Here is a 25069-nt window from a genome sequence, read left to right as displayed (position 1 = left end):
GTGTCTGCGGGCGACACGCCGACGAAAACGGCGAGTTTGCGCACGCTCGTGGCGAGCCCTCAGAGGCCGCGAATTCCGCTGTCGACGACCTTGACCTGTTTATGGGGAAACCGGCGCTCGGCGCCTTTTGGCCGCGGAGTTCGGCAGGACGTATCGCGATCTCACCTTACGCACGGTCGGGTGCTGGGCCAGCCTGGTGGAGGGTTCTGCGCCCTGCTGGGTATAGTACATCATACCCAGCAGGGTTACAGGAACGAGTTCTCCGCGGTCAGGCCGCGTTCGGGAAACGCGCCGAGCGCGAAGGTCTCGGCGTTGCCAAGGCCCGTGCCGCCGCCGACGGGGTCGTCGACGCGCACCAGCTGATCGCGCAACTGGTGCAGCTGGCGGGCATTCTCGGGTTTGTCGCAGTCGGTCACGTGGTTGCCCTCGACCTTGAGGTCCCCCACCCACTGGCCGTACACCCAGTCGTTCCAGCCGTAGTAGCCCGCGGTGCCCAGATGAAAACCCGTCGGGCCCGCGAGGGTGACCGTCAACGGCCGCTTCGAGCCGTCGGCGTCGATCAGCGTGACGGTGCCGTGGGTGAACCTGCGGTTGTCGTCCTGGAAGTGCATGTCCTGTTCGACGGCGACGAACCGGTGCGACGTGCCGTCGTCGTTCTGTTGTTCTGCTTGGCAACGGATCTCGAGGAAGCCGTCACCGCGCTCCTCCTGGTACATGACGAACAGCGAATAGGTCGATCCGTCGGGCCTCGCCATGGTCATCGGCAGCCAGGTCATGAACATCTGCTTGATCTTGCGCCCGCCGCGTGGCAGTCCCGGTATCGGTTTGCCGACGCCGGGACGCAGGCCCCAGGAGTGGTCCCGAATGGAAATCCATTCGTCGCAGGTGATTTCGGTACGACGGCCGTCGACCTCCACCCAGCCCGATGCGACGCCGATCTGGTGGTACCGCAGGACGTTGTGGGTGACGCGGTAGCCGTCGGGGCTGCGGTCCGGCCACGGATCCTCCAGCGCGGCGTCGAACTTGCCCCGCAGCTCGACGTCGAACGCGATCGGGGCGTGGTCGTTCGCGTCCAGGCTGATCCGCACGGCGCGCAACGGCTCGACCACCCGATAGTGGATAGGTCCGACGTCGGTGGCGGCGGGGTCGGACGAGAGCCGCCGCCCGGCCCGCACGGTCCATTGCTCGGTGCCCCGGCATACTCCGGCTGCGCCGTCGAAAACCCCTCGGTTGGTGTATTTTCCGACACCGAGCACCACCTGCAGCGAGTTGTCACGGGCGTGCGCGATGGTCCAGATCTTCTCCGTCCACGACGGATCGGACTGGCTCACGGTGGCGAAGGTGTCGACGATCTGGTGGGTGAGCAGTTCGTCCTCGGGCACCAGGGCGCCGTAGTTCGTCGACAGCAATGACATACCTTTCTGCAGAGTCAGCGGTGGCTTGCGGCGAACGTCGTCATGTCGGTTCCGCGCTCGTACTCGCGCATCCAGGTGTCGGCCCAGTCGGGCAGCGGCTGGTCGGCCGGGTTGTGATACGGGGCCTGCGACAACGCCAGCCGCCACAGCATTCTGGCCAGATCACCGGTGGGCACCGTGCCGAAGATGGTCGGCGCTCGAACGCGGCTGCGGCCGAGGGGGATACGGTGTTTGAGTTCGCCGGTCAGGAAGTCGCCCGACAACAGCTCGCGGGTGCTGGCGCCGCGCTCCTCGAAGGGCACGATCTCGTCGAAGGCCTCGGCGATCGCGTCGGCGATCGCGTGCACGTGGCTGAAGGTGCGCCTGACGTGCCTCGTCCTGGACCACGGGTACGGGTTGACGTGGTTGCACAGGATCAACCCCGAGCTGCGGTGTTCGATCTCCTCGACGAAATGCCACATCATCAACGAGGCGACGCGGGGATCTCCCCCGCCGAACAGTGAATCACGGTTGTCCAGAATGACTTTGAACAGCGGAGTGAACGTCGCCTCGAGGTTGGCGATGTAGGAGAGATGAAACTCGACGGGCTGGGCTTCGAGCAAGGCGTCATATGCCGCGCAGGAGTCGACATAGCATTGCTCGAGGCCGGGATAGCGCTGGATCAACGCGAGCATGTGCTTGCGGTGCGCGGCGGCGTGCAAAGCCTCCTGCTTGAGAAACGCCTCGGCCTCGGCCGCGACACCGGCGTCCTCATTGAGGCGGTCCGCCGCCATCCGCACCGCGCTGACGATGTACCGCTCGAAAGGCACCGCGATGAAGGTGAACGCATTGCAGAACAGCCCGAATTGAGGGTTGGCGGGTTGCCAGAGGAACGGCACGGAGGCATCGAAGTCCCAATTGATCTTGCGGACCACGATCCCTGTCATCAGCCGCAAACCTTCCACGCTGGGGCCTGACGTGAGGCTTCAGAAGGTCTTCCCGGACGGATTCGCACGCCCGGGCATAGACTGGCGTCAGTGTGACATTTGCACCCCGAGATGTAAAGGGAAGAGATGGCCGTGTCCGCCGTCGAGGCCGAGCAGTCGACACGTCGACGCATCCTCGCCGCGACCTTCGTCGTGCTCGCCCGTGACGGGCGGCGAAAGCTGCAACTCTCTGACGTGGCGGCCGAAGCCAACGTGTCACGGCCCACGATCTACCGGCACTTCGGTTCCAAGGAGGGCCTGCTCGAGGCGTTCGGGCTCTACGAACAGGACAATTTCGACGCCGGCATCGCCGCCGCCATCGCGGGCCTGGCCGGCGCGGATCGACTCGACGCTGCGCTGCGGTTCATCGTCGAGTTCCAGCGCACCTACTCGCTGGGCTCGCTGGCAGACGTTGAGCCCGAACACGTGTTGCACCAGATGAAACGGGTGCTGCCGATCATGCACGAGCGCATCGCCCGCATCATTCCGGGCGACACCAGCGACGTCGCCGCCGCCGCGGTGGTGCGTATCGCGGTGTGCCACTACCTGATCGACGGTGGCAGCGCGGAGCAGTTTCTGGCCGAACTTCGTCACGCCGCCGGTCTCAACCCGACGAAACGACGCCAGCACCGGCCGGCCGTCGCCGCCGGATGACTGCGCAGCACCGTCGGAAGTCGCCCCAAGTTTCTTTACATCTGGGTGCCCCTGTGTAACTCTTCTTCCATGGCAGGCATCACGCTGGCCCAACGCGATCTGACCGCCACCCGCGAGCAGTTGCAGGCCTGGTTCGAGCACCGGTTCGGCGACCGGGCGGTGCTGTCGGAGTTGCGCCCCGCCAATCGCGCCTCAGGGTGGTCCAGCGAAAGCCTGGTGTTCAGCGCCGGGGCTGACGAGTACGTGATCCGGATACCGCCGTCGGGCGGCGGGATCTTCCCCCGCTACGACCTCGAGGCGCAGTGCCGAACCCAGGAACTGCTCCACGAACATGGAATCGCCACACCGTCGCCGATCGTGTACGAACCCGACGGATCGTGGATCGGTTCGAAATTCCTTGTGATGCCCCGCATTGTCGGCCACACACCGTCGGATATCACGTATGCGATCCGCGGCTGGCTTCACGACGCAGGCCCGGCCGTGCAACGGCAGGTCCACGATTCGTTTCTCGACACCCTCGTGCGGTTGCACCGCGTGCCCGTCGACGACGCGCCGTGGCTGGCCCGCCCGCACGGCGTCGGCCTCACCGCAGAACTGAGCTGGTGGCGAGAGTACGTCGACTGGGGAACCGGTGGCCACGTTCCCGACGTCATGGCCGAGGCGTTCGACTGGCTGACACGTCATCAACCCACCGAGACAACGGAGTTGAGCATCTGCTGGGGCGATGCGCGGTTGTCGAACGCCATCTTCGACGACTCCGGTCAGATCATCGGCGCGCTGGACTGGGAGCAGGCGTGCATATGCCCGGCCGAGGCCGACATCGCGTGGTGGCTGGCCACCCGCAGACAGATGCTGGAAGTCCACGGCCTTGACCTCGACCCTGAGCTCGACGGCTTCGACAGCCGCGAACACGTGGTCCGGCGCTACGAGGAGATGCTCGGCCGGCCGTTGCAGAACCTCGACTGGTACGAGATCTTCGCGATGGTCCGCATGGGCTGCTGCATCCTGCGGACGCAGGTATTGCTGCGTTTGACAGGGCAATCCGACCACTTCCTCACCAGGGCGCCGATCCTGCCCGCGTGGACGCTGGCGGCGATCGGCGACTAGTTCGCGGTGCGACGCGCGTAGGCGCGCAACGCGAACGGCGCGAAGATCGCGGTCAGCAGCAGCGACCACAAGATCGTCGCGAGCACCGGATGATGCAGCGGTAGTTGCGCGCTGGCCGGGGCCGGACCGCCGTTGCCCCAAAGCTCGCGCATCGCCTGCGCCAGCGAGGACACCGGGTTCCACTCGGCGATCACCCGCAGCCAGTGCGGCATCGGTTCGGTGGGGACAAAGGTGTTGGCGAGGAAGGTGATCGGAAACAACACGGTGAACATCACCCCGTTGACCGCCTCTACCGTCCGCAGCAGCGATCCGATCAGGATGCCGAACCAGATCATCCCGAACCCGAACACCAGCACCAGCGTGAACGCCAGCACCGCCTCGGCGACGCTTCCCCTGATCCGCCACCCGATCGCCAACCCCGTCAGCGCCATCACCACCACGCCCAGCGACGAGTGGATGAGGCTGGCGACGCTGCGCCCGATCAGTACCGACGACCGCGAGATCGGCAGCGAACGGAACCGGTCGATGATGCCCTTCTCGACATCGGCGGTGATACCGGAGGCCACCACGAACGCCGAGAACACGATGGTCTGCGCCTGGATCCCGGGCAGCAGGAACTCCCGGTAGTTGGTACCGCCCGGGTTGACGATCGACGCGCCGAACACGAACGCGAACAGCAGCACGAACATGATCGGCTGTGCGGTCACGTCGCTGAGCATCTCCGGCATGCGTTTGGTGTGGATCATGTTGCGTTTCACCATGATCCAAGACTGCTGGGCGATGTTGGTGGGCCGGATTGGGACGGGCTGCGGTTGGATGCGGACCGGCGAGTCGACGGCGGTCACGCGGTCGCCTCCTCTTCGGTGCGATGGCCGGTGAGCGTGAGGAACACATCGTCGAGGCTGGGCCGTGACAGCCCGATGTCGTCGACGGCGATGTCGCTGCTCCGCAGCCAACCGGCCACCGCCACCATGTCGTCGAGGCCCTCTGCCGGCGCGGTGAGCCGGCGCGCCCCGTGGTCGACGAACACCTCCGCCCCCGTCCGGGCGAGCAGCGCACGGGCTGCCGGCAGGTCGTCGGTGTTCGACACCGTGACGACCAGGCTGGCCGTGCCCGCCTGTTGTTTGAGTTGCAACGGCGACCCCTCGGCGATGATGCGGCCCTTGTCGATCACCACGATGTTGTCGGCGAGTTGATCGGCCTCCTCGAGGTATTGCGTGGTCAGCAGCAGCGTGGTGCCCTGCTGGACAAGACCGCGCAGCGCATCCCACAACTCGCTGCGGCTGCGCGGATCCAGACCGGTCGTCGGCTCGTCGAGGAACAGCACGGGCGGCGAGGCCAGCAGGCTCACCGCCAGATCGAGCCGACGGCGCATACCACCGGAGTACGACCGCACCACCCGGTCGGCAGCATCGGCGAGCGAAAACTGTTCCAGAAGTTGATCTCCCAACCGCTTGAGGTGCTTGCGGCGGATGCCGTACAGCCCGCCGATCATCCGGATGTTCTCCCGTCCGGTCAGCAGTTCATCGACGGTGGCGACCTGACCGGTCAACCCCATGCTGCGGCGCACCTGGTGGGGCTCGCGACGAACGTCGTAGCCGGCCACGCGCGCGGTGCCGCTGGTCGGTTCGGTCAGCGTCGTCATCATCCGCACCGTGGTGGTCTTCCCCGCACCGTTGGGCCCCAGCAGGCCGAGCACGCTGCCGGGCGGGACGGTGAAGCTGACACCGTCGACCGCGGTGTCATCTCCGAAACGCTTCACCAGATCGATCGCCTCGATGGCGGGTGCGGAAGGCATCACACCGACCGTATCGACAATCAGCGACAGCTCGTTATCCCCGGCTGCGCCGGGGCCCTACGCGAGGGTGCGCAAACCGCTGCTCGTACGCGGCGTGTCGCCCGCAGACACGCACGCTCGAGCAACCGAGAAAGCTAGGTGACCAGGGAGACCGAGGTCGAACGGCGCAACTTGCCCGACGGTGTCTTCGGAATGGTGCCGGGGCCGAGCACCACGACGTTGCGGGGCCGCACGTCGACCTCGGCCACCACCTCGTGCGCGACCTGATGCTCGATGCGGCGCACCTCTTTCGGGTCCTGCCACGCGTTGGATTCCACCGCGACGGCGAACGTCTCGCGCGAATGTCCCGCGTCCAACCGCACCGCGACGGCACAGCCCGGGCGCACACCGTCGACGCGGCAGGCGGCCCGCTCGATGTCGGTGGGATAGATGTTGCGGCCGGCCATGATGATGACGTCCTTGACGCGGCCGCACACCACGATGTTGCCTTCCTCGGTGATGTAGCCGAGGTCGCCGGTGTCATACCAGCCGTGCTCGTCTTGCGCCGGAATGAAACCGCCCATGGTGATGTAGCCGGGCGTCACGCACTCGCCGCGCAGCTCGATCACGCCGACGCCGCGCGGGGGCATCACGTTGCCGTGCTCGTCGATGACGCGGGCTTCCAGGTCCTTCAGCAGCGGGCCCAGCGTGGCCAGCCGGCGGGTGTTGCCCTTGGTGGCCGGCACGGCGCGACGCAGCGCGGCCAGCAGATCCGCGTCGACCTCGTCGACGACCAGGCCCGCGCCGCACGGGGAGAACGACACCGCCAGCGTCGTCTCGGCCATGCCGTAGGCCGGCAGGATCGCGTCGGGCCGCAGGCCGAACGGCTTACCCGCGTCGAGCAGGTCCTCGACGTCGGCGGGCTCGACCGGCTCGGCGCCCGACAGCGCGAACCGCAGCGTCGACAGGTCGAACTCGCCCGGCTTGGCCTGCCTTCGCAGCCGCTTGGCGAACAGCGCGTAGGCGAAGTTGGGCGCCGCGGTCATGGTGCCCTTGTACTTGTCGATGAGCTTGGCCCACAGCAGGGTGTCGCGCAGGAAGTCCATCGGCGTGACCTTGACCAGCTCGGCGCCGAAGTACATCGGGATGGTGAGGAAGCCGACCATGCCCATGTCGTGGAAGCACGGCAGCCAGCTGACCATGACGTCCTTCTCGACGTCGTATTCGGCGCCGATGAACATCGCCTCGGCGTTGGAGTGGATGTTGCGGTGGGTGATCTGCACCGCCTTGGGAGATCCAGTCGAGCCGCTCGTCAGCTGCATCAGCGCCAGGTCGTCTTCGCCGACGTCGATCGGGTCGATGGGGTCGGAGTCCAGCAGGTCGCTGACGGTCAGGACCTTGACGCCCTTCTCCTCCAGCACCGGGATGGCGACCAGGAACGGCTCCGAGACGATGACCGCCTTGGCCTCGATCATGCCGATGACGGTCAGCGTGTCCTCGGCCCAGATCGCCAGGTCGGTCCGCGGCGTGGGCTGGTGCAGCATGGTGAGGCTGGCGCCGCGCATCCACAGCCCCTGCGCGGTCGGGGCGATCTCGACCGGGAAGCCGGACAGCACGCCGACCGCGTCGCCGAGTCCGATGCCGGCCTTGGCCAGGCCGCCGGCGATGCGACGGGCCCGTTCGTGGACCTCACCCCAGGTGTGCCGAACAGGCGCGTACGGTTCACCGGTGACCATGCCCGTCGTGGCCGTACGGGCATTGCGGTACATCTTCTCGGTGAATCGGCTCACGACAACCTCCTCGGTTCCGAGGCGTACACCCCGGTGTAATGCTCCGCCTGATCAGCCGCACCATCGCGAATACGCGCGCACGAAACGGCGGCGGTTATGTCTCGAATCGGTGATGGGCCGGACCAGCGACTGCATCTGACGGACCGCCCGCCGACGTTACCGGCGGGCGAAAGTATCGCGTCCGATGCTTGACCGCTAGTTTTCACCGCCGATCATCTTATGCAACTCTTAAGTAGCTGCCAAACTCTCGTGATAATTGAGTCCCGTGTCACACCGTCTGAGCGCGAAACTGAGGTTTTTGCACGGAAAGCGCGGCTCTTCCGTGCATATCTTCAGTTTCGGCGCCTTACCGGCCTACAGGGTCGACGGCGCCGGTACGACGCGCGCACCCTGCACGGGGCCGCTGGCCACCCGCACGCTGCGGCACACGCCCGCGTCGGCCAGCTTGGCGCCGACGTCGACGGCCGCGGTCGCCGACGCGCACAGAAACGCGCAGGTCGGCCCCGATCCGGACACGATGCCGGCCAACGCGCCGGCCTCGGCGCCGGCCTGCAGGGTGTCGCCCAGGGCCGGCTCCAGGCTCAACGCCGCCGGTTGCAGGTCGTTGCCGAGCAGCGGCGCCAGCGCCTTCGGATCCCCGGACGCCAGCGCGGCCAGCACCGGTTCGGGGTCCTGCAGCCGCGGCGGCCGGTTGCGCTTGGGACCGGTTTCGCGCAGGCGGTCGAGCTCGGCGAACACCGCGGGCGTGGATAGCTCCCCGTCGGCGAACGCCAGCACCCAATGGAAGGTGGTGCGGGCCAGCACGGTCGCCAACTCCTCGCCGCGGCCGGTACCCAGTGCGGTGCCGCCGTGCAGCGCGAACGGGACGTCGCTGCCGAGCTGGGCGGCCAGCGCGTGCAGGTCGCGCCGGGGCACACCGAGTTCCCACAGCGTGTTCATCCCGACCAGCACCGCGGCCGCGTCGGCGCTGCCGCCGGCCATCCCGCCGGCCACCGGGATCGACTTCTCGATGGCGATCGCCACGTCGGGGGCGCGCCCGACGTGCTCGGCCATCAACTCCGCGGCCTGCCAGGCCAGGTTGCGCTCGTCGGTGGGCAGCGAGTCCACCCCCTCGCCGGACATCTCCAGCGAGAGCACGTCGGCGTTGCGCACGGTGACCTCGTCGAGCAGCGAAACCGCGTGAAAGACGGTGGTCAGCTCGTGATAGCCGTCGTCGCGGAGATCCCCGACCGCGAGGTAGAGGTTGACCTTGCCCGGCACCCGCACCGTGACCGACCCAGTGGGCACCCACTCTGAGGCGGTGTTTCCGTTCCAGGTCGGCACGGCACGACACTAGCGGAGTCGGGCCGCCCCAGCAGCCGTCTGCGCAGCTGGGCTGAACTTAGGCTTAGACGGTGCTTGCCCCCGGCGACCGGTTCGAACGCTATGTCGTCGACGCGGTGCTCGGCCACGGCGGGTACGCGACGGTGTACCGGGTGCACGACGCGGCCGCACCCGACCGGGTGGCCGCGCTGAAGATCCTCGACGAGCAGCACCGCCACCAGGCACAGGTCGCGCGGTTGCGCCGGGAGTTCGAACTCGCCCGGGGCCTCGACCATCCCCACATCGTGAAGGTGTTCGAGCGCGGAGCCGGTTGGCTGACAATGGAAGTCGTCGACGACGCGGTGACCACCCTGGTCGACAGGGACGCGCGGCTCGCCGCGTTGGGCCAGATCGCCGACGCCTTGGACTACACCCACAACCGCGCGGTCGTGCACTGTGACGTCAAGCCCGCCAACATCCGGGTCGCTGCGCTTCGGGCCGTGCTCATCGATTTCGGGGTCGCGCACTCGATGACCGACGACATCGGGCGTCGGCCCACCGACGCCGAAATGTCGCTGCCGTACGCGGCACCCGAGCTGATCACCGGGCACGCGCCGGTGTCGGCCACCGACGAATACGCGCTGGCCTGCACGACGGTCGAACTGCTCACCGGCGCGCCGCCGTTCACCGACGACTCCAGAATGGGGTTGATCCGCGCACATCTGCACCAGCAGCCGCCGCGATGGTCACGCCAATTCTCTTGGCTGCCAAGAGTGTTCGACTCGATCCTGGCCAAGGCGCTGGCCAAGGACCCCGCGGATCGCTACCGGTCGTGCCGGGAGTTCGTCTCGCTGGTCACCCGCGCGCTGCGGTAGCGTCCGAGCTCAGCTCCGGCTGCTCGACCGCGTCGGGTTTGACCGTCGGTTTCCCGGCCACACCGGAGCGTTGCAGCAGCCGCACGAAGTCCGCGATGGACAGCGTCTCGCCGCGCCGCGACGGGTCGATGCTCGCGGCCAGCAGCCGGCTCGCCGACTCGTTGCCCGAACCGGCCCACTCGGCGAACGCGTTGCGCGAGGTCTTGCGGCGCTGCGCGAACGCGATGTCGATCAGCTCGAAGACCTGCTCGCGGAACGTCTCGTCGGTGGGCCACGGTGAGGCCTCGTAGCGGTCGATGCGCACCAACCCGGAATAGACCCGGGGAATCGGCCAGAACACCGTCGGCGACACCATGCCGAACCGGCGGACGTTGCCGTAGAACCGCACCTTGACACTCGGCACGCCGTAGTCCTTGCCGCCGGGTTCGGCCGCGAGCCGCTCGGCGACCTCGGCCTGCACCATCACCATCACGGTGCGGATGGACGGGAACTCGGCCAGCAGGTGCAGCAGCGCGGGCACCGCGACGTTGTAGGGCAGGTTGGCGACCAGGGCGGTTGGCTCGTCGGGCATCTCGGCGCGGCGGAACGTCAGGATGTCGCGGTTGAGCACCGTGAGCCGGTTGATCTCGCTGTGCGAATGGTCGGCGACGGTCGTCGGCAGTTGCCGGGCCAGCACCGGATCGATCTCGACGGCGGTCACCCGCGCCCCGCGGTCCAGCAGCGCCAGGGTCAGAGAACCCAGGCCGGGACCGACCTCGAGGACGTGGTCATGTCGATTCACACCGGACGCCGAAACGACCCGGCGCACGGTGTTGGCGTCGTGGACGAAGTTTTGGCCGAACGACTTGCGTGGCCGAAAGTCAATCTCTTTGGCCAGGTGTCGTATCTCGGTCCGTCCGAGTAGTCGAATGGTCAGCGCGCCCCAATCCTCCCGCTACACGTCGGCCACGCGCCCCAACCTTGCCGCGCCCGAGTGACCTCAGCAATCGCTATTTGCTCTTCTCTTGTCGCCAGATCGGCCCTCGCAGCATACCTCAGACCGCCGTTGCGCTCCCAGGTGTTTTGGTCAAATTGAACGCCGCCGTAATATCCGTTGCCCGTATTGATGGCCCAATTACCTCCGGCTTCGCACCGGGCCAGCGCGTCCCATACCGCTCCGTTGCTCACCGGCGGAACCTCGGTCCCGGGTTTCGCGCCGATCCGGACCACCCCTTCGCGGGCCGGCTCGATAACGACATTGGCTACTGGCAGTCTGCCGGTCTCCACACCGTTGACCTTCGCGACGGCAAAGGTGACGTCCTGGGTGCCCGGCGTGCCGGGGTCCTCGACGACGGTTCGGCTCTGGTTCAGCGTCGGATCCTCGACCCGCGTGGTGTGCGCGGGCAGCGGGACCCGCTCGGTGACGTGGTCGACGCGCACGCGGGTCACGTGGATCTGCATGCCCTCGACCACCGGGGCGCTCGGCGCGGGCTCCACGGCGTCCTTCTGCTGCAGCGGTGCACCGGCCGCCTCCAACAGCGCGCCGACGTTGGGTGCCGCCAGGTGCACGGTGCGCTGCAGGCCGGCGTCGTCGAGGTGGACGGTCTTGGCGCTGACCACCGGTAAGGACATGCCCGCCAGCGGGACCCGGCTGCCGCGCGACGCCGCAGCGGGCGCCTTGTCGGCCATCTGCAGCTGCGCCAGCGCCTCGTCGACGGTGGACGCCGTGGTCCAGACCTGCCTGCTGTTCTCGCCGTCGAGCGAGATCTGCAGCGGACGGCTGCGCCGCAGCACGATCGTGTCGGACTGGTTCACCGGCGTCTCGGCCGCCGGGTAAAGGTCGTCGCGTTCGCCAACGTCGAAACCGTTCTCGGTGACGATGTCGATCACGCGCGACTTCATGGTGGCCACCGTCATCGAGGTGCCGTCCACGGTCAGCGTGACGGTCTTGTGCGCGGCGACGGCGACGCCGCCGGCGAACACCAAGGCGAGCAGCGTCGCGCCGACCAGAAGTCGCAGCAACGGCGAGCGCGCTTCATGGATCTTGTTCAAAACGTTCAAAATCTGCTTTATCCCGACTCGGACGGCGTACTAGGGGCGCTGTTCGATCACCGCACGATAACGAAAAGGTCTACGTCCAACAACTCGGCAGCCCGTAGGCCCGCGCGGCGGTCTGGGTAGTTTCGCATGCAATGACTTCGGCGGGTCGGTCAACCAGCTCGGCCAGCGCCCGCACCGTGTACGGCAGGCAGTAGGGCTCGTTGGGCGCGCCCCGGTACGGGTGCGGGGTCAGAAACGGCGCGTCGGTCTCGACCAGCATTTGCGAGAGCGGTATCAGCAACGCCGCTTCGTGCAGCGCCTTGGCGTTGCGGAAGCTCACCGTGCCCGACAGGCTCAGCAGCCAGCCGGCCTCCACGCAGGTGCGGGCCATCTGCGCGTCCGAGGAGAAACAGTGAAAGATCACCGTCTCGGGCGCTCCCTCGGCGCGTAGCACGTCGAGCACCTCGGCGTCGGCGTCGCGGTTGTGGATCATCAGCGGCTTGCCGGTCCGCTTCGCCAGGTCGATGTGCCAGGCGAACGCGTCGCGTTGCCGGGCCGGTGACGCGCAGCCGTCCAGCCGGCCCGGCCAGTACATGTCCATGCCGGTCTCCCCCACCGCGACCACCCTGGGGTGGCCGACCAGCCGCTCGATGACGGCCTTGGCCTCCTCGGTCAGCGCGTCGGCGCGGGTCGGGTGCAGTGCGACGGCGGCGTAGACGCGCGAATCGGCGTCGGCGGCTTCGGTCACCCAGCGTGCGGAGTCCAGGTCGTCGGCGATGGTGACGACGGCCTGCACGCCGACGTCGGCGGCGCGGTCCACGATCGCGGTGACGCTCGCGGCGTCGGTGGCCCCGCAGGCGTCGAGGTGGGTGTGCGCGTCGATCAGCGGGGTCAGCGGCGGCGGTGCGGGCGGTGGCTCCCGTCTGCCTGCGCGCTTCTCACTCACGGCAACACCATAAGCTGAGCTGGAAATGAAGAAGCCCTACTACATCACTACGGCCATCGCCTATCCCAACAGCGACCCGCACGTCGGCCACGCCTACGAGTACATCGCCACCGACGCCGTCGCGCGCTTTCGGCGGCTGGACGGGTACGACGTGCGCTATCTGACGGGCACCGACGTGCACGGGCTGAAGATGGCCGAGGCGGCCGCCGCCGAGGGCATCCCCACCGCCGAGCTGGCGCGGCGCAACTCCGATGTGTTCCAGCGGATGCAGGAGAAGCTCAACATCTCCTTCGACCGGTTCATCCGCACCTCGGATCCGGACCACTTCGAGGCGTCCAAGGAGATCTGGCGCCGGATGGACGCCGCCGGCGACATCTACCTGGACACCTACGCGGGCTGGTACTCGGTGCGCGACGAACGGTTCTTCACCGAGGCCGAGACCACCGTCGGCGCCGACGGCGTCCGGGTGGCGGCCGAGACCGGTGCGCCGGTGACCTGGACCGAGGAGCAGACCTACTTCTTCCGGCTCTCGGCCTACACCGACAGGCTGCTGGCGCACTACGAGGCGCATCCGGAGTTCATCGAACCGCAGGTGCGGCGCAACGAGGTGATCAGCTTCGTCTCCGGCGGGCTGCGCGATCTGTCGATCTCACGCACCACGTTCGACTGGGGGGTGCCGGTGCCCGGCCACCCCGACCACGTCATGTACGTGTGGGTGGACGCATTGACCAATTACCTGACAGGCGTGGGCTTTCCGGACACCGAATCGGAGCTGTTCAAGCGGTATTGGCCGGCCGACCTGCACATGATCGGCAAGGACATCACCCGGTTCCACGCGGTGTACTGGCCGGCGTTCCTGATGTCGGCCGGAATCGAGTTGCCGCGCAAGATCTTTGTGCACGGCTTCCTGCTCAACCGCGGCGAGAAGATGAGCAAGTCGGTCGGCAACGTGGTCGACCCCAACGCGCTCGTCGACACGTTCGGGCTGGACCAGGTGCGGTACTTCTTCCTGCGCGAGGTGCCGTTCGGGCAGGACGGCAGCTACAGCGAAGAGGCGATCATCCGGCGGATCAACTCGGATCTGGCCAACGAACTGGGCAACCTCGCCCAGCGGTCGCTGTCCATGGTCGCCAAGAACCTCGACGGCATCGTGCCCGAGCCGGGCGAGTTCACCGCCGCCGACAAGGAGCTGTTGGCCGCGGCCGACGCGCTGCTGGAGCGGGTGCGCGCGCACTACGACGCGACGGCGATGCACCTGGCGCTGGAGGCGATTTGGTCGGTGCTCGGCGCGGCCAACAGGTACTTCTCCGCCCAGCAGCCCTGGGTGCTGCGGAAGTCCGAGTCACCCGAGGACGGGGTACGCTTCCGAACCGTCCTTTACACGACGTTGGAGACCGTGCGGATCGCAGCGCTGCTCAGCCAGCCGGTGATGCCGGGATCAACGGGTAAGCTGCTCGACTTGCTCGGGCAGACCGACGAGCAACGCACATTCGCGTCGGTCGGTACGCGGTTGGCGCCTGGTACGGCGCTGCCCGCACCGACCGGCGTGTTTCCGCGCTACCAGATGGACTGAGAATGACTGGCCTTCACCACAATCTGCACGACATCTACGACGAAGTCTCCCGGCGTAACCCCGGCGAAACCGAGTTCCACCAAGCCGTTTACGAGGTGCTGCACAGCCTCGGGCCGGTGGTGTCCAAGCACCCGGAGTACGTCGACACCGCGGTGATCCGTCGGCTGTGCGAGCCGGAGCGCCAGATCATCTTCCGGGTGCCCTGGATCGACGACAGCGGCACCGTGCAGATCAACCGGGGCTTCCGCGTGGAGTTCAACTCGGCGCTGGGTCCGTTCAAGGGCGGCTTGCGGTTTCACCCCACGGTGTACCTCGGCATCATCAAGTTTCTCAGCTTCGAGCAGATCTTCAAGAACTCGCTGACCGGTATGCCGATCGGCGGCGGTAAGGGTGGTTCGGACTTCGACCCCAAGGGTCGCTCCGACGGCGAGGTGATGCGCTTCTGCCAGTCGTTCATGACCGAGCTGTACCGCCACCTGGGCGAGTACACCGACGTGCCCGCCGGTGACGTCGGCGTCGGGATGCGCGAAATCGGTTATCTGTTCGGGCAATACAAGCGGATCACCAACCGCTACGAGTCCGGTGTGCTCACCGGCAAGGGACTGACGTGGGGCGGGTCGCAGGTCCGCACCGAGGCCACGGGCTACGGCACGGTGTTCTTCATCAAGGAGATGCTCACGGCGGTCAACGACTCGTTCGAGGGCAAGCGGGTGGCGGTCTCGGGTTCGGGCAACGTCGCGATCTACGCGATCGAGCAGATCCACCATCTCGGGGGCACAGTGGTGGCCTGCTCGGACTCCAGCGGCTACGTGGTCGACGAGAAGGGCATCGACGTCGGCCTGCTCAAGGAGATCAAGGAAGTCAAGCGCGGCAGGATCGTCGACTACGCCGAGGCTCGCGCCGGTGCGGCCCACTCGGTCCAGGGGCGCTCGGTCTGGGAGGTGCCGTGTGACATCGCGGTGCCGTGCGCGACGCAGAACGAGATCAACGGCGACGAGGCCGGTTACCTGATCAAGAACGGCTGCCGGATCGTCGCCGAGGGCGCCAACATGCCGTGCTCACCGGCGGCGATCAAGCAGTTCGCCGAAGCCGGTGTGACGTTCGCGCCCGGTAAGGCCGCCAACGCCGGCGGCGTCGCGACCAGCGCGCTGGAGATGCAGCAGAACGCCTCGCGGGACTCATGGACGTTCGTGGAGACCGAGAATCGGCTCGAGGAGATCATGCGCCGTATCCACAATCGCTGCCTGACCACGGCGGAGGAGTACGGCCAGCCCGGTAACTACGTCGCGGGCGCCAACATCGCCGGCTTCATCCGGGTCGCCGACGCGATGCTGGCACTCGGCCTCGTTTAGTGATGTAGGCCACACCGGGCGGCCAGGCCGTTACGTCTCGGCTCTCGACGGTGTCTCAAGGACACGAGACCCGACAGAGAAGGAGACATCATGGTCGAGACCCGCACCCACGTCGTCGTCATCGGCGGCGGTTACGCCGGAACGATCGCGGCCAACCGGTTGCAGACGGCCGACAACGTCGACATCACGCTGGTCAACCCGCGACCGCAGTTCGTGGAACGGATCAGGCTGCACCAGTTGGTCGCCGGGGTAGACGACGCCGTCGTCGACTACGCGGAGGTGCTCGGGCAGGGCATCCGGTTGGTCACCGACCGGGCCGCCCGCATCGACGCCGCGGCGCGCATCGTGGCCCTGGAATCCGGCGACACGCTGGACTACGACTACCTGATCTACGCGGTGGGCAGCGGCGTGGCCGCCCCGACTGTTCCGGGCGCCGCCGAATTCGCCTATCCGATGGTCGAATTCGAGCACGCCACCCGGCTGCGCGCCGCACTGGACGACGTCGGTCCCGCCACGCCGATCACCGTCGTCGGCGCCGGCTCCACCGGCATCGAGACGGCGGCCGAACTCGCCGAGCAGGGCCACCCGATCACGCTGGTCTGCGGCGGGGTGCTCGGCCCCTACCTGAGCCCGGCGGCGCGCCGGTCGGCGGCGCGGCGGCTGGCCAGGATGGGCGTCACCGTGCTCGACGGGCCGGCCGCCACCGTCACCGCGGTGACGCGCCAGTCCGTCACGCTCGCCGACGGGCGCGAGGTGCCCAGCCCGCTCACCGTGTGGACCGCGGGGTTCGGGGTGCCGGACCTGGCCACCGCCAGCGGCCTGAGCACCGACGCGCTGGGCCGGCTGATCACCGACGAGACGTTGACCAGTGTCGACGACGACCGCATCGTGGCCGCCGGCGATGCGGCCGCACCCTCGGACCAGCCCCTGCGGATGTGCTGCGCGTCGGCGGCACCGCTGGGCGCCCACGCGGCCGACACGGTGCGCAGCCGGATCGCGGGCACCGCCCCGACGCCGCTGAACGTGGCGCTGGCCGGTCAGTGCATCAGCCTGGGCAGCAAGGCCGGTGTGTTCCAGCTGTCCCACACCGACGACACGGCGACCCCGCTATACCTCGGCGGCAAGGCCGGCGCGGCGCTGAAGAGGGCCGCGTTGACGGCCTCGGTCAAACTCGTCGCGCGGGAAGCCCGCAAGCCGGGGTCACTGACCTGGCTCAAGAGCGACAAGCGCGGGAAGCGGCTCGCGGAGACCGAGAGGGTGTCGGCCCCGTGACCGCCACCCCCGGCGCCGAGCACGCCGAACGGTTCACCCACCTGCGGCCGCTGCTGTTCACGATCGCCTACGAAATCCTGGGCAGCGCAACCGAAGCCGACGACGTGCTCCAGGACAGCTATCTGCGGTGGGCCGACGTGGATCTGGCGACGGTGCGCGACACCAAGGCGTACCTGGCGCAATTGGTCACCCGGCAGGCGCTCAACGCGCTGCGGGTCCGCGCCAGGCGCCGGGAGGACTACATCGGCCCCTGGCTGCCCGAGCCGCTGCTGCTCGAGCCCACCGACGCGTCCTCGGATGTCATTCTGGCCGAATCGGTTTCGATGGCGATGCTCGTCGTGCTCGAGACGCTCACCCCCGACGAGCGCGCGGTGTTCGTGCTGCACGAGGTGTTCGGCTTCAGCCACGACGAGATCGCGTCGACGATCGACAAGTCGCCGAACGCGGTGCGCCAGATGGCCTACCGCGCCCGCGAACACGTGCAGTCGCGGCGCCGCCGGATGAAACCCGTGGACTTCACCACGTCGGTGCGCGTCGCCGAGCAGTTCATGACCACCGCGGCCAACGGCGACATGGAACAACTGCTGTCGATGCTGGCGCCCGACGCCGCATGGACCGCCGACAGCGGCGGCAAGGCCCCGGCCGTCCGCAGGCCCGTGGTGGGCGCCAAGAGGGTGGCGGCGCTGGTCGTTTCGTTCCTGCGCAGGGGCCCCGAGCGCGTGCCCGGCCTCCGGTTCGAGACGGTGAACTGCAACAACGCCCCGGCGATTGTCGTCTACGGCGGTGACGAGCTGTTGGGTGTGTTTCTGGTCGAGGTGGTCGACGGCAAGATCACCAACTTCTACGCGATGGCCAACCCGGAGAAACTGGCCGGGATCGCCCGACCGCGCACGATCCGCCGATAGCCCGAGGCGACATGTCACACCGCGCCGACGCGCGGTGTCTAGAGGGCAACACCCACGAGAGGAGCATCATGACCGAGAAGCGCACACGCGTCGTCGTCATCGGCGGCGGATACGCCGGTACCCTGGCGGCCAACCACCTGCGGCTGCGCGACGACGTGGACATCACCCTGATCAACCCCCGCCCGCAGTTCGTCGAGCGGATCCGGTTGCACCAGTTGGTCGCGGACAGCGGCAGTGCCACGGTGGACTACGCCACGCTGCTCGGCGAGGGAATCCGGCTCGTCGTCGACGCCGCCGAACGCATCGACACCGCATCGCGCACCGTGGCGCTGGCCTCCGGTGACACGGTGGCGTACGACTACCTGATCTACGCCGTCGGCAGCACCGGCGCGGTCCCCGCCGACGTGCCCGGTGCAGCCGAATTCGCCTATCCCATCGCGGAATTGGAGTACGCCCAGCGACTGCGGACGGCACTGGACGAGCTGCACGCAGACGCCCCTGTCACCGTGGTGGGCGCCGGGCTCACCGGTACCGAGACAGCCGCCGAGCTGGCCGAGCAGGGCCGCAATGTCACGCTGGTCTGCGGCGGTCGGCTGCTTCCGAGCCTTTCGCAGCAGGGCCGACGCTCGGCGGCCAAATGGTTGCGCAAGCGCGGGGTCAAGATCCTCGAGGCCGACGTGGTGACCGAGGTTCGGCAGCACGCGGTGGTGTTCGCCGACGGTGCGGTGCGCCCGAGCGCGCTGACCGTGTGGACGGCCGGCTTCGGTGTCCCCGACCTCGCCGCACGTAGCGGCCTGCGCACCGACGCGGTGGGCCGGTTGCTCACCGACGAGACACTGACCAGCGTGGACGATCCGCGCATCGTGGCCGCGGGGGACTCCGCCTCCCCGTCGGGAGTGCCGCTGCGGATGAGCTGCCAGTCCGCCTCCCAGCTGGGGCCGCAGGCGGCCAACACCGTGTTGAGCCGGATCGCGGGCACCGAGCCCGCGGCGATGCAGTACGGCTTCGCGGGATCCAACGTCAGCCTCGGGCGTCGCGCCGCCGTCATCCAGTTCGCGCGTCAGGACGACACCGCCGTGCGGTTCTACATCCCGGGCCGTCTCGGCGCGGCGATCAAGGAAGCGGTCTGCAAGGGCACGGTGTGGGGCATCCGCCGCGAGTCCCGCAAGCCCGGCTCCAGCTTCTGGTTCAAGGGTGGCCCGCGGCCCGAACCGAACGTGACGTCGACCACATCCGGCCCGTCAACGGTCACATCGCGGATGCGGACGGTGTCCTGAGGTCAGACCGGCTCAACGGGGAGCCGGATGTCCCAAGGAGAGACCGAAATGACTGCACAGAACACACACGTCGTCGTGATCGGCGGTGGGTATGCCGGGGTGATGGCCGCCAATCGGCTCAGCGCCGCGGCGGCCGTGACGCTGGTGAACCCCAGACCGCAGTTCGTCGAGCGGATCCGGTTGCACCAACTGGTCGCCGGTAACGACGACGCGGTCGCCGACTATTCGGCGGTGCTGGCCGACAGTGTGCACGTGGTGGTCGACAGCGCCGCGCGGATCGACGCGCGGGCACGCACCGTCGAGCTGGTGTCCGGCGAGACGCTGCCCTACGACTACCTGGTGTATGCGGTGGGCAGCACGGGCAAGGTGCCCGACTCGGTACCGGGCGCGGCCGAGAATGCCTACCCGATCAGCGAATTCGAGCAGGCGCAGCGGTTGGCCGAACGCATGGCCGGCGTCGCGCGGACCGAGCCGATCGTCGTGGTCGGCGGCGGGCTGACCGGTATCGAGGCGGCTGCCGAGTTCGCCGAGGCGGGACGTCCGGTCACGCTGGTGACCGACGCGCTGGGACCCACCTTGGCCGCTACCGGCCGCAGGTCGGTGACCAAACGGCTGGCCCGCCTCGGGGTCACGGTGCTCGATGGCGCCACCGTGACGCGGGTGGCCGCCGATCACGTCGTGCTCGACGACGGCCGCCGGTTGCCGAGCGCGGTGACGGTGTGGACGGCGGGCTTCGACGTGCCCGGGTTGGCCGCGGCCAGCGGTCTCACCACCGATGCGCTGGGCCGGCTGCTGACCGACGAAACACTCACCAGCGTCGACGACAGCCACATCGTGGCCGCCGGCGACGCGGGGTCGCCGTCGAACCTGCCGTGGCGGATGAGCTGCCAGGCGGCCCTACCCCTGGGCGCGCAGGCCGCCAACACGGTGCTCTCGCGGCTGGCCGGCGAACAGCCCGCCGACGTGGCCCACGGGATGGCCGGTCAGTGCATCAGCCTGGGCCGCAAGTCAGGCACGTTCCAGTTCAACAACATTGACGACACGCCGCGACGGCTCTACATCGGTGGGCGCACGGGCGCGGTCATCAAGGAACAGGTGTGCCGCTGGACACTGAAGTGGCTGCGCGGCGAGGCCGCCGAGCCGGGCTCCTACACCTACAAGAAGGACCCCGACCGTCGGCGCCGATTGGCACAAGCGGCGACCGGCGTCGAGGTAGCGTCGGTGCGATGAACACCGGGCCGGGTGACGAACACGTCGAGCGGTTCACGCTGCTGCGTCCGCTGCTGTTCACGATCGCCTACGAGATCCTGGGCAGCGCAACCGAATCCGACGACGTGCTGCAGGAGAGCTACCTGCGTTGGGCGGAGGTGGACCTCGCGACGGTGAACGACACGAAGGCCTACCTCGCCCAGCTCGTCACCCGGCAGGCCCTCAACGCCCTGCGGGCGCAGTCGCGCAGGCGCGAGGACTACGTCGGCCCGTGGCTGCCCGAGCCGCTGCTGGTCGAGCCAGCCGATGCGTCTTCGGATGTCGTTCTCGCCGAGTCGGTTTCGATGGCGATGCTGGTGGTGCTGGAGACGCTGAGCCCGGACGAGCGCGCGGTGTTCGTGCTGCGTGAGGTGTTCGGCTTCAGCCACGACGAGATCGCCGACACCCTCGGCAAGTCGGCGGTCGCGGTGCGGCAGATGGCGCACCGGGCCCGCGAGCACGTGCAGTCGCGGCGCAGGCGGTTCGAGCCGGTCGATCCGAAGCTGTCGGCGGAGATCACCGCCCGGTTCTTCGCGGCGGCGTCGAGCGGCGACGTGGACGCGCTGCTGGAGATGCTCACCGACGACGTCACCTGGACCGCCGACAGCGACGGCAAGGCCACCGCCGCGCGCAAGCCGGTGGTCGGCGCCGAGAAGGTCGCCAAGATGCTGGTCGGGTTGGTTCGCGTCGCCGGCGAACGCGGCCGCGTCGAGCCGGCGATGTACAACAACGCCCCGGCGCTCAAGCTCTACCTCGGCGACAGCTTCGAAGGCGTCATCACGGTCGAGATCACCGACGGGCGGATCTCGCACTTCTATGCGATGCGCAACCCGGAGAAGTTGGCGGGCATCGACATCCCCCGCGAGATCACGCGGAGTATCTGACAAGCTGAGCCGGTGCGCATCGAGCGGCTCGGCGACCTGGGCAGCGGCCCTGCGGTGCTCGGGACCCTCGCGGCGGCGACGGCCCGGCACGGTATGCCACCACCGGCCGCGCTGCTCGGCGACTGGTTCGACTCGGCCGCCGTCATCGCGCCGTCGGTGGCGGTCACGCCCGTCGACGTCACGGCGGTGTTCGACGTCGCCCCCAGAGCATCGGCAGGCGCGGTCGGCGGCGGCTGGTTCGGCTACCTGTCGTATCCCGACGCCGGCGCCGACGGAGCCGGGCCGCGCATACCCGAGGCCGCGGGCGGTTGGTCCGACTGCGTTCTGCGACAGGACCGTGACGGCCGATGGTGGTATGAATCGCTTTCCGGCGCAGCGCCTTCGGCGTGGATGATCGACGCGCTCGCCGACGCGGTGTCGACGCGGCCATGCGAGGTGCTGTGGGAGGACGCCGGCCGCGACGCGCATCGACGCGGGGTCTCGGCGTGCCTGGACGCGATCGCGGCCGGCGAGGTGTACCAGGCGTGTGTGTGCACCCAGTTCCGTGGCCGGGTCACCGGTTCGCCTGCGGACTTCTTCGTCGACGCGGTGCGGCGCACCTCGCCCGCCCGCGCGGCGTTCGTCGCGGGCAACTGGGGTGCGGTGGCGTCGCTGTCACCGGAGCTGTTCCTGCGCAGGCGTGGTGAGGCGATCGCGTCCAGCCCGATCAAGGGCACCCTGCCCCGTGATGCCGACCCCGCCGAGCTGCGCGCCTCGGTCAAGGACGTGGCCGAGAACATCATGATCGTCGACCTGGTGCGCAACGACCTGGGCCGGGTGGCGATCACCGGGTCGGTGACCGTCCCGGAGCTGCTCGCGGTGCGACCCGCACCGGGGGTGTGGCATCTTGTGTCGACCGTGACGGCCCGGGTCGACGTCGACGTGCCGATGGCCGCGGTGCTCGACGCGACGTTCCCACCCGCGTCGGTGACGGGGACGCCGAAGGCGCGGGCGCGCCAGCTGCTGTGCGGCTGGGAGCCGTATCGTCGCGGAATCTATTGCGGCACGGTCGGTCTGGCGTCGCCGGTGGCGGGCACCGAACTCAACGTCGCGATCCGCACGGTCGAGTTCGACGCCGCGGGCAACGCGGTCCTCGGGGTCGGTGGCGGCATCACCGCCGACTCCGATCCGGATCGCGAGTGGCAGGAGTGCCTGCACAAGGCGGCGCCGATCATCGGCTCAGGCGCGCGATCGCAGGACCGCGTCGTAGAGCTCGCGCCGTGACGGCGACCCCGGGTTCGCGGCGACCACCTCCGCGCACGCGTCCTTGACCCGTACGCCGTCGTCGACCAGCTTGTTGACCTCGACCACCAGCGCGTCGAGGTCGGCCCGCACCACCGCTCCGGCAAGCACGACAGTGATCTCGCCGAGCACCCCGTCGGCCGCCCACTCGGCCAGTTCGGCCAGCGAGCCGCGCGCCACCTCCTCGTGGGTCTTGGTCAGCTCGCGGCAGACCACGGCGCGGCGCTCTGCGCCCAGCACGTCGACGGCATCGGCCAGCGTCTCCGCGAGCCGGCGCGGCGACTCGAAGAACACGCAGGTGCGCTGCTCGGTCGCCAGCGTCTGCAGCCAGGCCCTGCGGGCCGCCTGCTTGCGCGGCGCGAACCCCTCGAAGCAGAACTTGTCGGCCGACAGCCCCGACACCGCGAGCGCCGTCGTCACCGCCGACGGGCCCGGCAGACAGCTGATCGGCAGACCGGCGTCAATGCAGGCCGTGACCAGCCGGTAGCCCGGGTCGCTGATCAGCGGCATGCCGGCGTCGCTGACCATCAGCACGGTCGCCCCGCCCCTGATCTCGTCGACCAGCCGCGGCACCCGGGTCGCCTCGTTCTGGTCATAGAGGCTGACGACCTTGCCGATGGGTTTGACGTCCAGCGCGGCGGCCAGCGTGCGCACCCGGCGGGTGTCCTCGGCGGCGATGACGTCGGCGCTGCCCAGCGCCCTGACCAGCCGCGCCGAGGCGTCCGACGGCTGACCCAACGGCGTGGCGGCGATCAACAGCCGGCCGACACTCATGCTCGACAGCCTACGATCGCATGCGTGACCGCCCCCGCCACCGATGCGCCGCGCGCGGTCCCGACCATCAGCCCGGCGCCACAGGTGCCCGTCGCCGACTTCGGGCCCGTCGACCGGTTGCAGGGCTGGGTGATGACGGCGGTCATCACCGCGTTGGCCGCGGTGACGCGCTTCTTGAACCTGGGCTCGCCGACCGATGCCGGCACCCCGATCTTCGACGAGAAGCACTACGCGCCGCAGGCCTGGCAGGTGCTGCACAACCACGGCGTCGAGGACAACCCGGGCTACGGCCTGGTGGTGCATCCGCCCGTCGGCAAGCAGTTGATCGCGCTCGGCGAGGCGCTGTTCGGCTACACCGGGCTGGGCTGGCGGTTCTCCGGCGCGGTGTGCGGCGTGATCATGGTGCTGCTGGTGGCGCGGATCGCGCGGCGGATCAGCCGGTCGACCCTGGTGGGCGCGATCGCGGGGCTGCTGGTGATCGCCGACGGGGTCAGCTTCGTCACCGCCCGCACCGCGCTTCTGGACGGGTTCCTGACGATGTTCGTGGTCGCGGCGTTCGGCGCGCTGATGGTCGACCGCGACCAAGTGCGCGAGCGCATGCACGTCGCGCTGTTCGAGGGCCGGATCAGCGAAACGCCGTGGGGCCCACGGCTCGGGGTGCGGTGGTGGCGGTTTCTCGCCGGCGTGCTTCTCGGATTGGCCTGCGCCACAAAGTGGTCCGGGCTGTACTTCGTCGCGTTCTTCGGCGTGATGACGCTGGCGTTCGACATCGCCGCACGTCGCCAGTACCGGGTGCCGAGGCCGTGGCTTGGTGCGTTCCGCCGCGACCTGGGGCCGTCACTGTATGCGCTCGTGGTGATTCCGTTCCTGGTGTATTTGGCGTCCTACACCCCGTGGTTCGCCTCCGAGACCGCGATCAACCGGCACGAAGTGGGCCAGTCGATCGGCGAGCACAGCGTGTTGCCGATCCCCGATGCGCTGCGTTCGCTATGGCATTACACCTACGGGGTCTACAAGTTTCACGCCGGGCTGACCAACGCCGACGGCAACCATCACCCGTGGGAGTCCAAGCCGTGGGCGTGGCCGATGTCGTTGCGCCCGGTGCTGTATGCGATCGACAACCAGGACGTGCCCGGCTGCGGCGCGCAGTCGTGTGTGAAGGCCGTGATGCTGGTCGGAACGCCGGCGATGTGGTTCCTCGCGGTGCCGGTGCTGGGCTGGGCGTTGTGGCGGTCGTTCGTCAAGCGGGACTGGCGTTACGCCGCGGTGCTCGTCGGTTACGGCGCCGGCTTCCTGCCGTGGTTCGCCGGCATCGACCGGCAGATGTACTTCTTCTACGCGTCGACCATGGCGCCGTTTCTGGTGCTCGCGATCGCGTTGATCCTCGGCGACATCCTGTACAAGCCGAACCAGAACGCCGAGCGACGAACGCTGGGTCTGATCGCGGTGAGTTTCTATGTCGCGCTTGTCCTGACGAACTTCGCGTGGCTGTTCCCGATCCTCACGGGCATCCCGATTTCGCAGGAGACGTGGAACATGCAGATCTGGCTGCCGAGCTGGCGCTAGCTTGCTCTTGTTCGCGAGTTAGCGTTCGCGAGTTAGCGTTCGCGAGTTAGCGTTCGCGAAACGTACACCAGGGTCGTTGTTGGCGAG

The 25069-nt window shown here is 68.4% G+C and carries 22 protein-coding genes; 12 read left to right on the top strand and 10 right to left on the bottom strand.

Going from position 1 to position 25069, the window contains the following annotated elements:
• Positions 1 to 245: 245 nt before the first annotated feature.
• Both MELE44368_RS09620 and MELE44368_RS09615 read right to left on the bottom strand, forming a co-directional pair.
• Positions 246 to 1415 carry an Rv3169 family protein gene (locus MELE44368_RS09620; protein ID WP_241566537.1) on the bottom strand — a complete coding sequence of 390 codons (1170 nt, stop codon included), beginning with the start codon at positions 1413 to 1415 and terminating at the stop codon, positions 246 to 248.
• 14 nt (positions 1416 to 1429) lie between these two features.
• Positions 1430 to 2341 (bottom strand): metal-dependent hydrolase, encoded by a 912-nt coding sequence (locus MELE44368_RS09615; RefSeq protein WP_128108261.1) that lies wholly within the window; start codon positions 2339 to 2341, stop codon positions 1430 to 1432.
• Between the two features lie 126 nt (positions 2342 to 2467).
• On the opposite strand from MELE44368_RS09615, the gene MELE44368_RS09610 reads away from it, so the two are divergent.
• Positions 2468 to 3034 (top strand): TetR/AcrR family transcriptional regulator, encoded by a 567-nt coding sequence (locus tag MELE44368_RS09610; protein ID WP_128108260.1) that lies wholly within the window; start codon positions 2468 to 2470, stop codon positions 3032 to 3034.
• 69 nt (positions 3035 to 3103) lie between these two features.
• Complete coding sequence (locus tag MELE44368_RS09605) at positions 3104 to 4141, top strand: phosphotransferase family protein (RefSeq protein WP_128108259.1); 1038 nt, start codon at positions 3104 to 3106, stop codon at positions 4139 to 4141.
• Here the strand turns inward: MELE44368_RS09605 and MELE44368_RS09600 are convergent.
• The 4 genes from MELE44368_RS09600 to MELE44368_RS09580 all read right to left on the bottom strand — a co-directional run bounded on the left by MELE44368_RS09600 (position 4138) and on the right by MELE44368_RS09580 (position 9031).
• The gene (locus MELE44368_RS09600; protein WP_128108258.1) at positions 4138 to 4986 is read right to left on the bottom strand and encodes an ABC transporter permease; all 849 of its coding nucleotides are present in this window, start codon (positions 4984 to 4986) and stop codon (positions 4138 to 4140) included. The two genes, MELE44368_RS09605 and MELE44368_RS09600, sit on opposite strands and share 4 nt — an antisense overlap.
• Complete coding sequence (locus tag MELE44368_RS09595; protein WP_128108257.1) at positions 4983 to 5939, bottom strand: efflux ABC transporter ATPase subunit, DrrA-related; 957 nt, start codon at positions 5937 to 5939, stop codon at positions 4983 to 4985. Before MELE44368_RS09595 ends, MELE44368_RS09600 begins: the two co-directional genes overlap by 4 nt.
• Positions 5940 to 6073: 134 nt before the next feature.
• Complete coding sequence (locus tag MELE44368_RS09590; protein WP_128108256.1) at positions 6074 to 7708, bottom strand: fatty acyl-AMP ligase; 1635 nt, start codon at positions 7706 to 7708, stop codon at positions 6074 to 6076.
• Positions 7709 to 8062: 354 nt separating this feature from the next.
• A complete protein-coding gene (locus MELE44368_RS09580) occupies positions 8063 to 9031 on the bottom strand; it encodes a 4-(cytidine 5'-diphospho)-2-C-methyl-D-erythritol kinase (protein WP_128108255.1) in 969 nt (322 codons plus the stop codon).
• Between the two features lie 71 nt (positions 9032 to 9102).
• On the opposite strand from MELE44368_RS09580, the gene MELE44368_RS09575 reads away from it, so the two are divergent.
• Positions 9103 to 9885 (top strand): serine/threonine-protein kinase, encoded by a 783-nt coding sequence (locus MELE44368_RS09575; RefSeq protein WP_128108254.1) that lies wholly within the window; start codon positions 9103 to 9105, stop codon positions 9883 to 9885.
• Here the strand turns inward: MELE44368_RS09575 and rsmA are convergent.
• From rsmA to MELE44368_RS09560, 3 genes are all read right to left on the bottom strand, one after another.
• Complete coding sequence (gene rsmA / locus MELE44368_RS09570) at positions 9866 to 10801, bottom strand: 16S rRNA (adenine(1518)-N(6)/adenine(1519)-N(6))-dimethyltransferase RsmA (RefSeq protein ID WP_241566540.1); 936 nt, start codon at positions 10799 to 10801, stop codon at positions 9866 to 9868. The two genes, MELE44368_RS09575 and rsmA, sit on opposite strands and share 20 nt — an antisense overlap.
• Positions 10798 to 11925 carry a resuscitation-promoting factor gene (locus MELE44368_RS09565; protein ID WP_128108253.1) on the bottom strand — a complete coding sequence of 376 codons (1128 nt, stop codon included), beginning with the start codon at positions 11923 to 11925 and terminating at the stop codon, positions 10798 to 10800. Before MELE44368_RS09565 ends, rsmA begins: the two co-directional genes overlap by 4 nt.
• Positions 11926 to 11995: 70 nt before the next feature.
• Positions 11996 to 12850, bottom strand: a complete 855-nt coding sequence (locus MELE44368_RS09560; protein WP_128108252.1) for a TatD family hydrolase — start codon at positions 12848 to 12850, stop codon at positions 11996 to 11998.
• Positions 12851 to 12875: 25 nt separating this feature from the next.
• Between MELE44368_RS09560 and metG the strand changes: the two genes are divergently transcribed.
• The 8 genes from metG (at position 12876) to MELE44368_RS09520 (ending at position 22624) form a co-directional block, all read left to right on the top strand.
• Positions 12876 to 14423, top strand: a complete 1548-nt coding sequence (metG, locus tag MELE44368_RS09555) for a methionine--tRNA ligase (protein WP_128108251.1) — start codon at positions 12876 to 12878, stop codon at positions 14421 to 14423.
• A 2-nt stretch (positions 14424 to 14425) separates the two neighbouring features.
• Positions 14426 to 15775: an NADP-specific glutamate dehydrogenase gene (gene gdhA, locus MELE44368_RS09550; RefSeq protein ID WP_128108250.1), complete on the top strand. Its 1350-nt coding sequence runs from the start codon at positions 14426 to 14428 to the stop codon at positions 15773 to 15775.
• Between the two features lie 90 nt (positions 15776 to 15865).
• The gene (locus tag MELE44368_RS09545; RefSeq protein ID WP_128108249.1) at positions 15866 to 17047 is read left to right on the top strand and encodes an NAD(P)/FAD-dependent oxidoreductase; all 1182 of its coding nucleotides are present in this window, start codon (positions 15866 to 15868) and stop codon (positions 17045 to 17047) included.
• On the top strand, positions 17044 to 17952 hold the full coding sequence (gene sigJ, locus MELE44368_RS09540) for an RNA polymerase sigma factor SigJ (RefSeq protein WP_128108248.1): 909 nt from the start codon (positions 17044 to 17046) through the stop codon (positions 17950 to 17952). Before MELE44368_RS09545 ends, sigJ begins: the two co-directional genes overlap by 4 nt.
• Before the next feature lie 68 nt (positions 17953 to 18020).
• On the top strand, positions 18021 to 19229 hold the full coding sequence (locus tag MELE44368_RS09535; RefSeq protein WP_128108247.1) for an NAD(P)/FAD-dependent oxidoreductase: 1209 nt from the start codon (positions 18021 to 18023) through the stop codon (positions 19227 to 19229).
• 48 nt (positions 19230 to 19277) lie between these two features.
• Positions 19278 to 20459, top strand: a complete 1182-nt coding sequence (locus MELE44368_RS09530; RefSeq protein ID WP_128108246.1) for an NAD(P)/FAD-dependent oxidoreductase — start codon at positions 19278 to 19280, stop codon at positions 20457 to 20459.
• On the top strand, positions 20456 to 21361 hold the full coding sequence (locus MELE44368_RS09525; protein ID WP_128108245.1) for an RNA polymerase sigma-70 factor: 906 nt from the start codon (positions 20456 to 20458) through the stop codon (positions 21359 to 21361). The genes MELE44368_RS09530 and MELE44368_RS09525 overlap by 4 nt, the downstream gene beginning before the upstream one ends.
• A 12-nt stretch (positions 21362 to 21373) precedes the next feature.
• Positions 21374 to 22624, top strand: coding sequence for an aminodeoxychorismate synthase component I (locus MELE44368_RS09520; protein WP_128108244.1), 1251 nt, complete (start codon positions 21374 to 21376; stop codon positions 22622 to 22624).
• Here MELE44368_RS09520 and rsmI read toward each other — a convergent pair.
• Positions 22580 to 23416: a 16S rRNA (cytidine(1402)-2'-O)-methyltransferase gene (rsmI, locus tag MELE44368_RS09515; RefSeq protein ID WP_128108243.1), complete on the bottom strand. Its 837-nt coding sequence runs from the start codon at positions 23414 to 23416 to the stop codon at positions 22580 to 22582. The genes MELE44368_RS09520 and rsmI overlap by 45 nt on opposite strands.
• Before the next feature lie 24 nt (positions 23417 to 23440).
• Here rsmI and MELE44368_RS09510 point away from each other — a divergent pair, with 24 nt between their 5' ends.
• Positions 23441 to 24982 carry a dolichyl-phosphate-mannose--protein mannosyltransferase gene (locus MELE44368_RS09510; protein ID WP_046753796.1) on the top strand — a complete coding sequence of 514 codons (1542 nt, stop codon included), beginning with the start codon at positions 23441 to 23443 and terminating at the stop codon, positions 24980 to 24982.
• The last annotated feature ends 87 nt before the right edge of the window (positions 24983 to 25069 follow it).

This window comes from Mycolicibacterium elephantis DSM 44368 (assembly GCF_004014805.1).
In the GTDB taxonomy this organism is placed as follows: domain Bacteria; phylum Actinomycetota; class Actinomycetes; order Mycobacteriales; family Mycobacteriaceae; genus Mycobacterium; species Mycobacterium elephantis.
Note: the sequence above shows the minus strand (reverse complement) of the source record. Positions and strands in the feature narration are given on the sequence as shown.

What these genes read in the sequence shown, in the direction of transcription:
- MELE44368_RS09620 (WP_241566537.1), bottom strand. Translation starts at nt 1,415, where the DNA reads ATGTCATTGCTGTCGACGAACTACGGCGCCCTGGTGCCCGAGGACGAA.
- MELE44368_RS09615 (WP_128108261.1), bottom strand. Translation starts at nt 2,341, where the DNA reads ATGACAGGGATCGTGGTCCGCAAGATCAATTGGGACTTCGATGCCTCC.
- MELE44368_RS09610 (WP_128108260.1), top strand. Translation starts at nt 2,468, where the DNA reads ATGGCCGTGTCCGCCGTCGAGGCCGAGCAGTCGACACGTCGACGCATC.
- MELE44368_RS09605 (WP_128108259.1), top strand. Translation starts at nt 3,104, where the DNA reads ATGGCAGGCATCACGCTGGCCCAACGCGATCTGACCGCCACCCGCGAG.
- MELE44368_RS09595 (WP_128108257.1), bottom strand. Translation starts at nt 5,939, where the DNA reads ATGCCTTCCGCACCCGCCATCGAGGCGATCGATCTGGTGAAGCGTTTC.
- metG (WP_128108251.1), top strand. Translation starts at nt 12,876, where the DNA reads ATGAAGAAGCCCTACTACATCACTACGGCCATCGCCTATCCCAACAGC.
- gdhA (WP_128108250.1), top strand. Translation starts at nt 14,426, where the DNA reads ATGACTGGCCTTCACCACAATCTGCACGACATCTACGACGAAGTCTCC.
- MELE44368_RS09545 (WP_128108249.1), top strand. Translation starts at nt 15,866, where the DNA reads ATGGTCGAGACCCGCACCCACGTCGTCGTCATCGGCGGCGGTTACGCC.
- MELE44368_RS09535 (WP_128108247.1), top strand. Translation starts at nt 18,021, where the DNA reads ATGACCGAGAAGCGCACACGCGTCGTCGTCATCGGCGGCGGATACGCC.
- MELE44368_RS09530 (WP_128108246.1), top strand. Translation starts at nt 19,278, where the DNA reads ATGACTGCACAGAACACACACGTCGTCGTGATCGGCGGTGGGTATGCC.
- MELE44368_RS09525 (WP_128108245.1), top strand. Translation starts at nt 20,456, where the DNA reads ATGAACACCGGGCCGGGTGACGAACACGTCGAGCGGTTCACGCTGCTG.
- rsmI (WP_128108243.1), bottom strand. Translation starts at nt 23,416, where the DNA reads ATGAGTGTCGGCCGGCTGTTGATCGCCGCCACGCCGTTGGGTCAGCCG.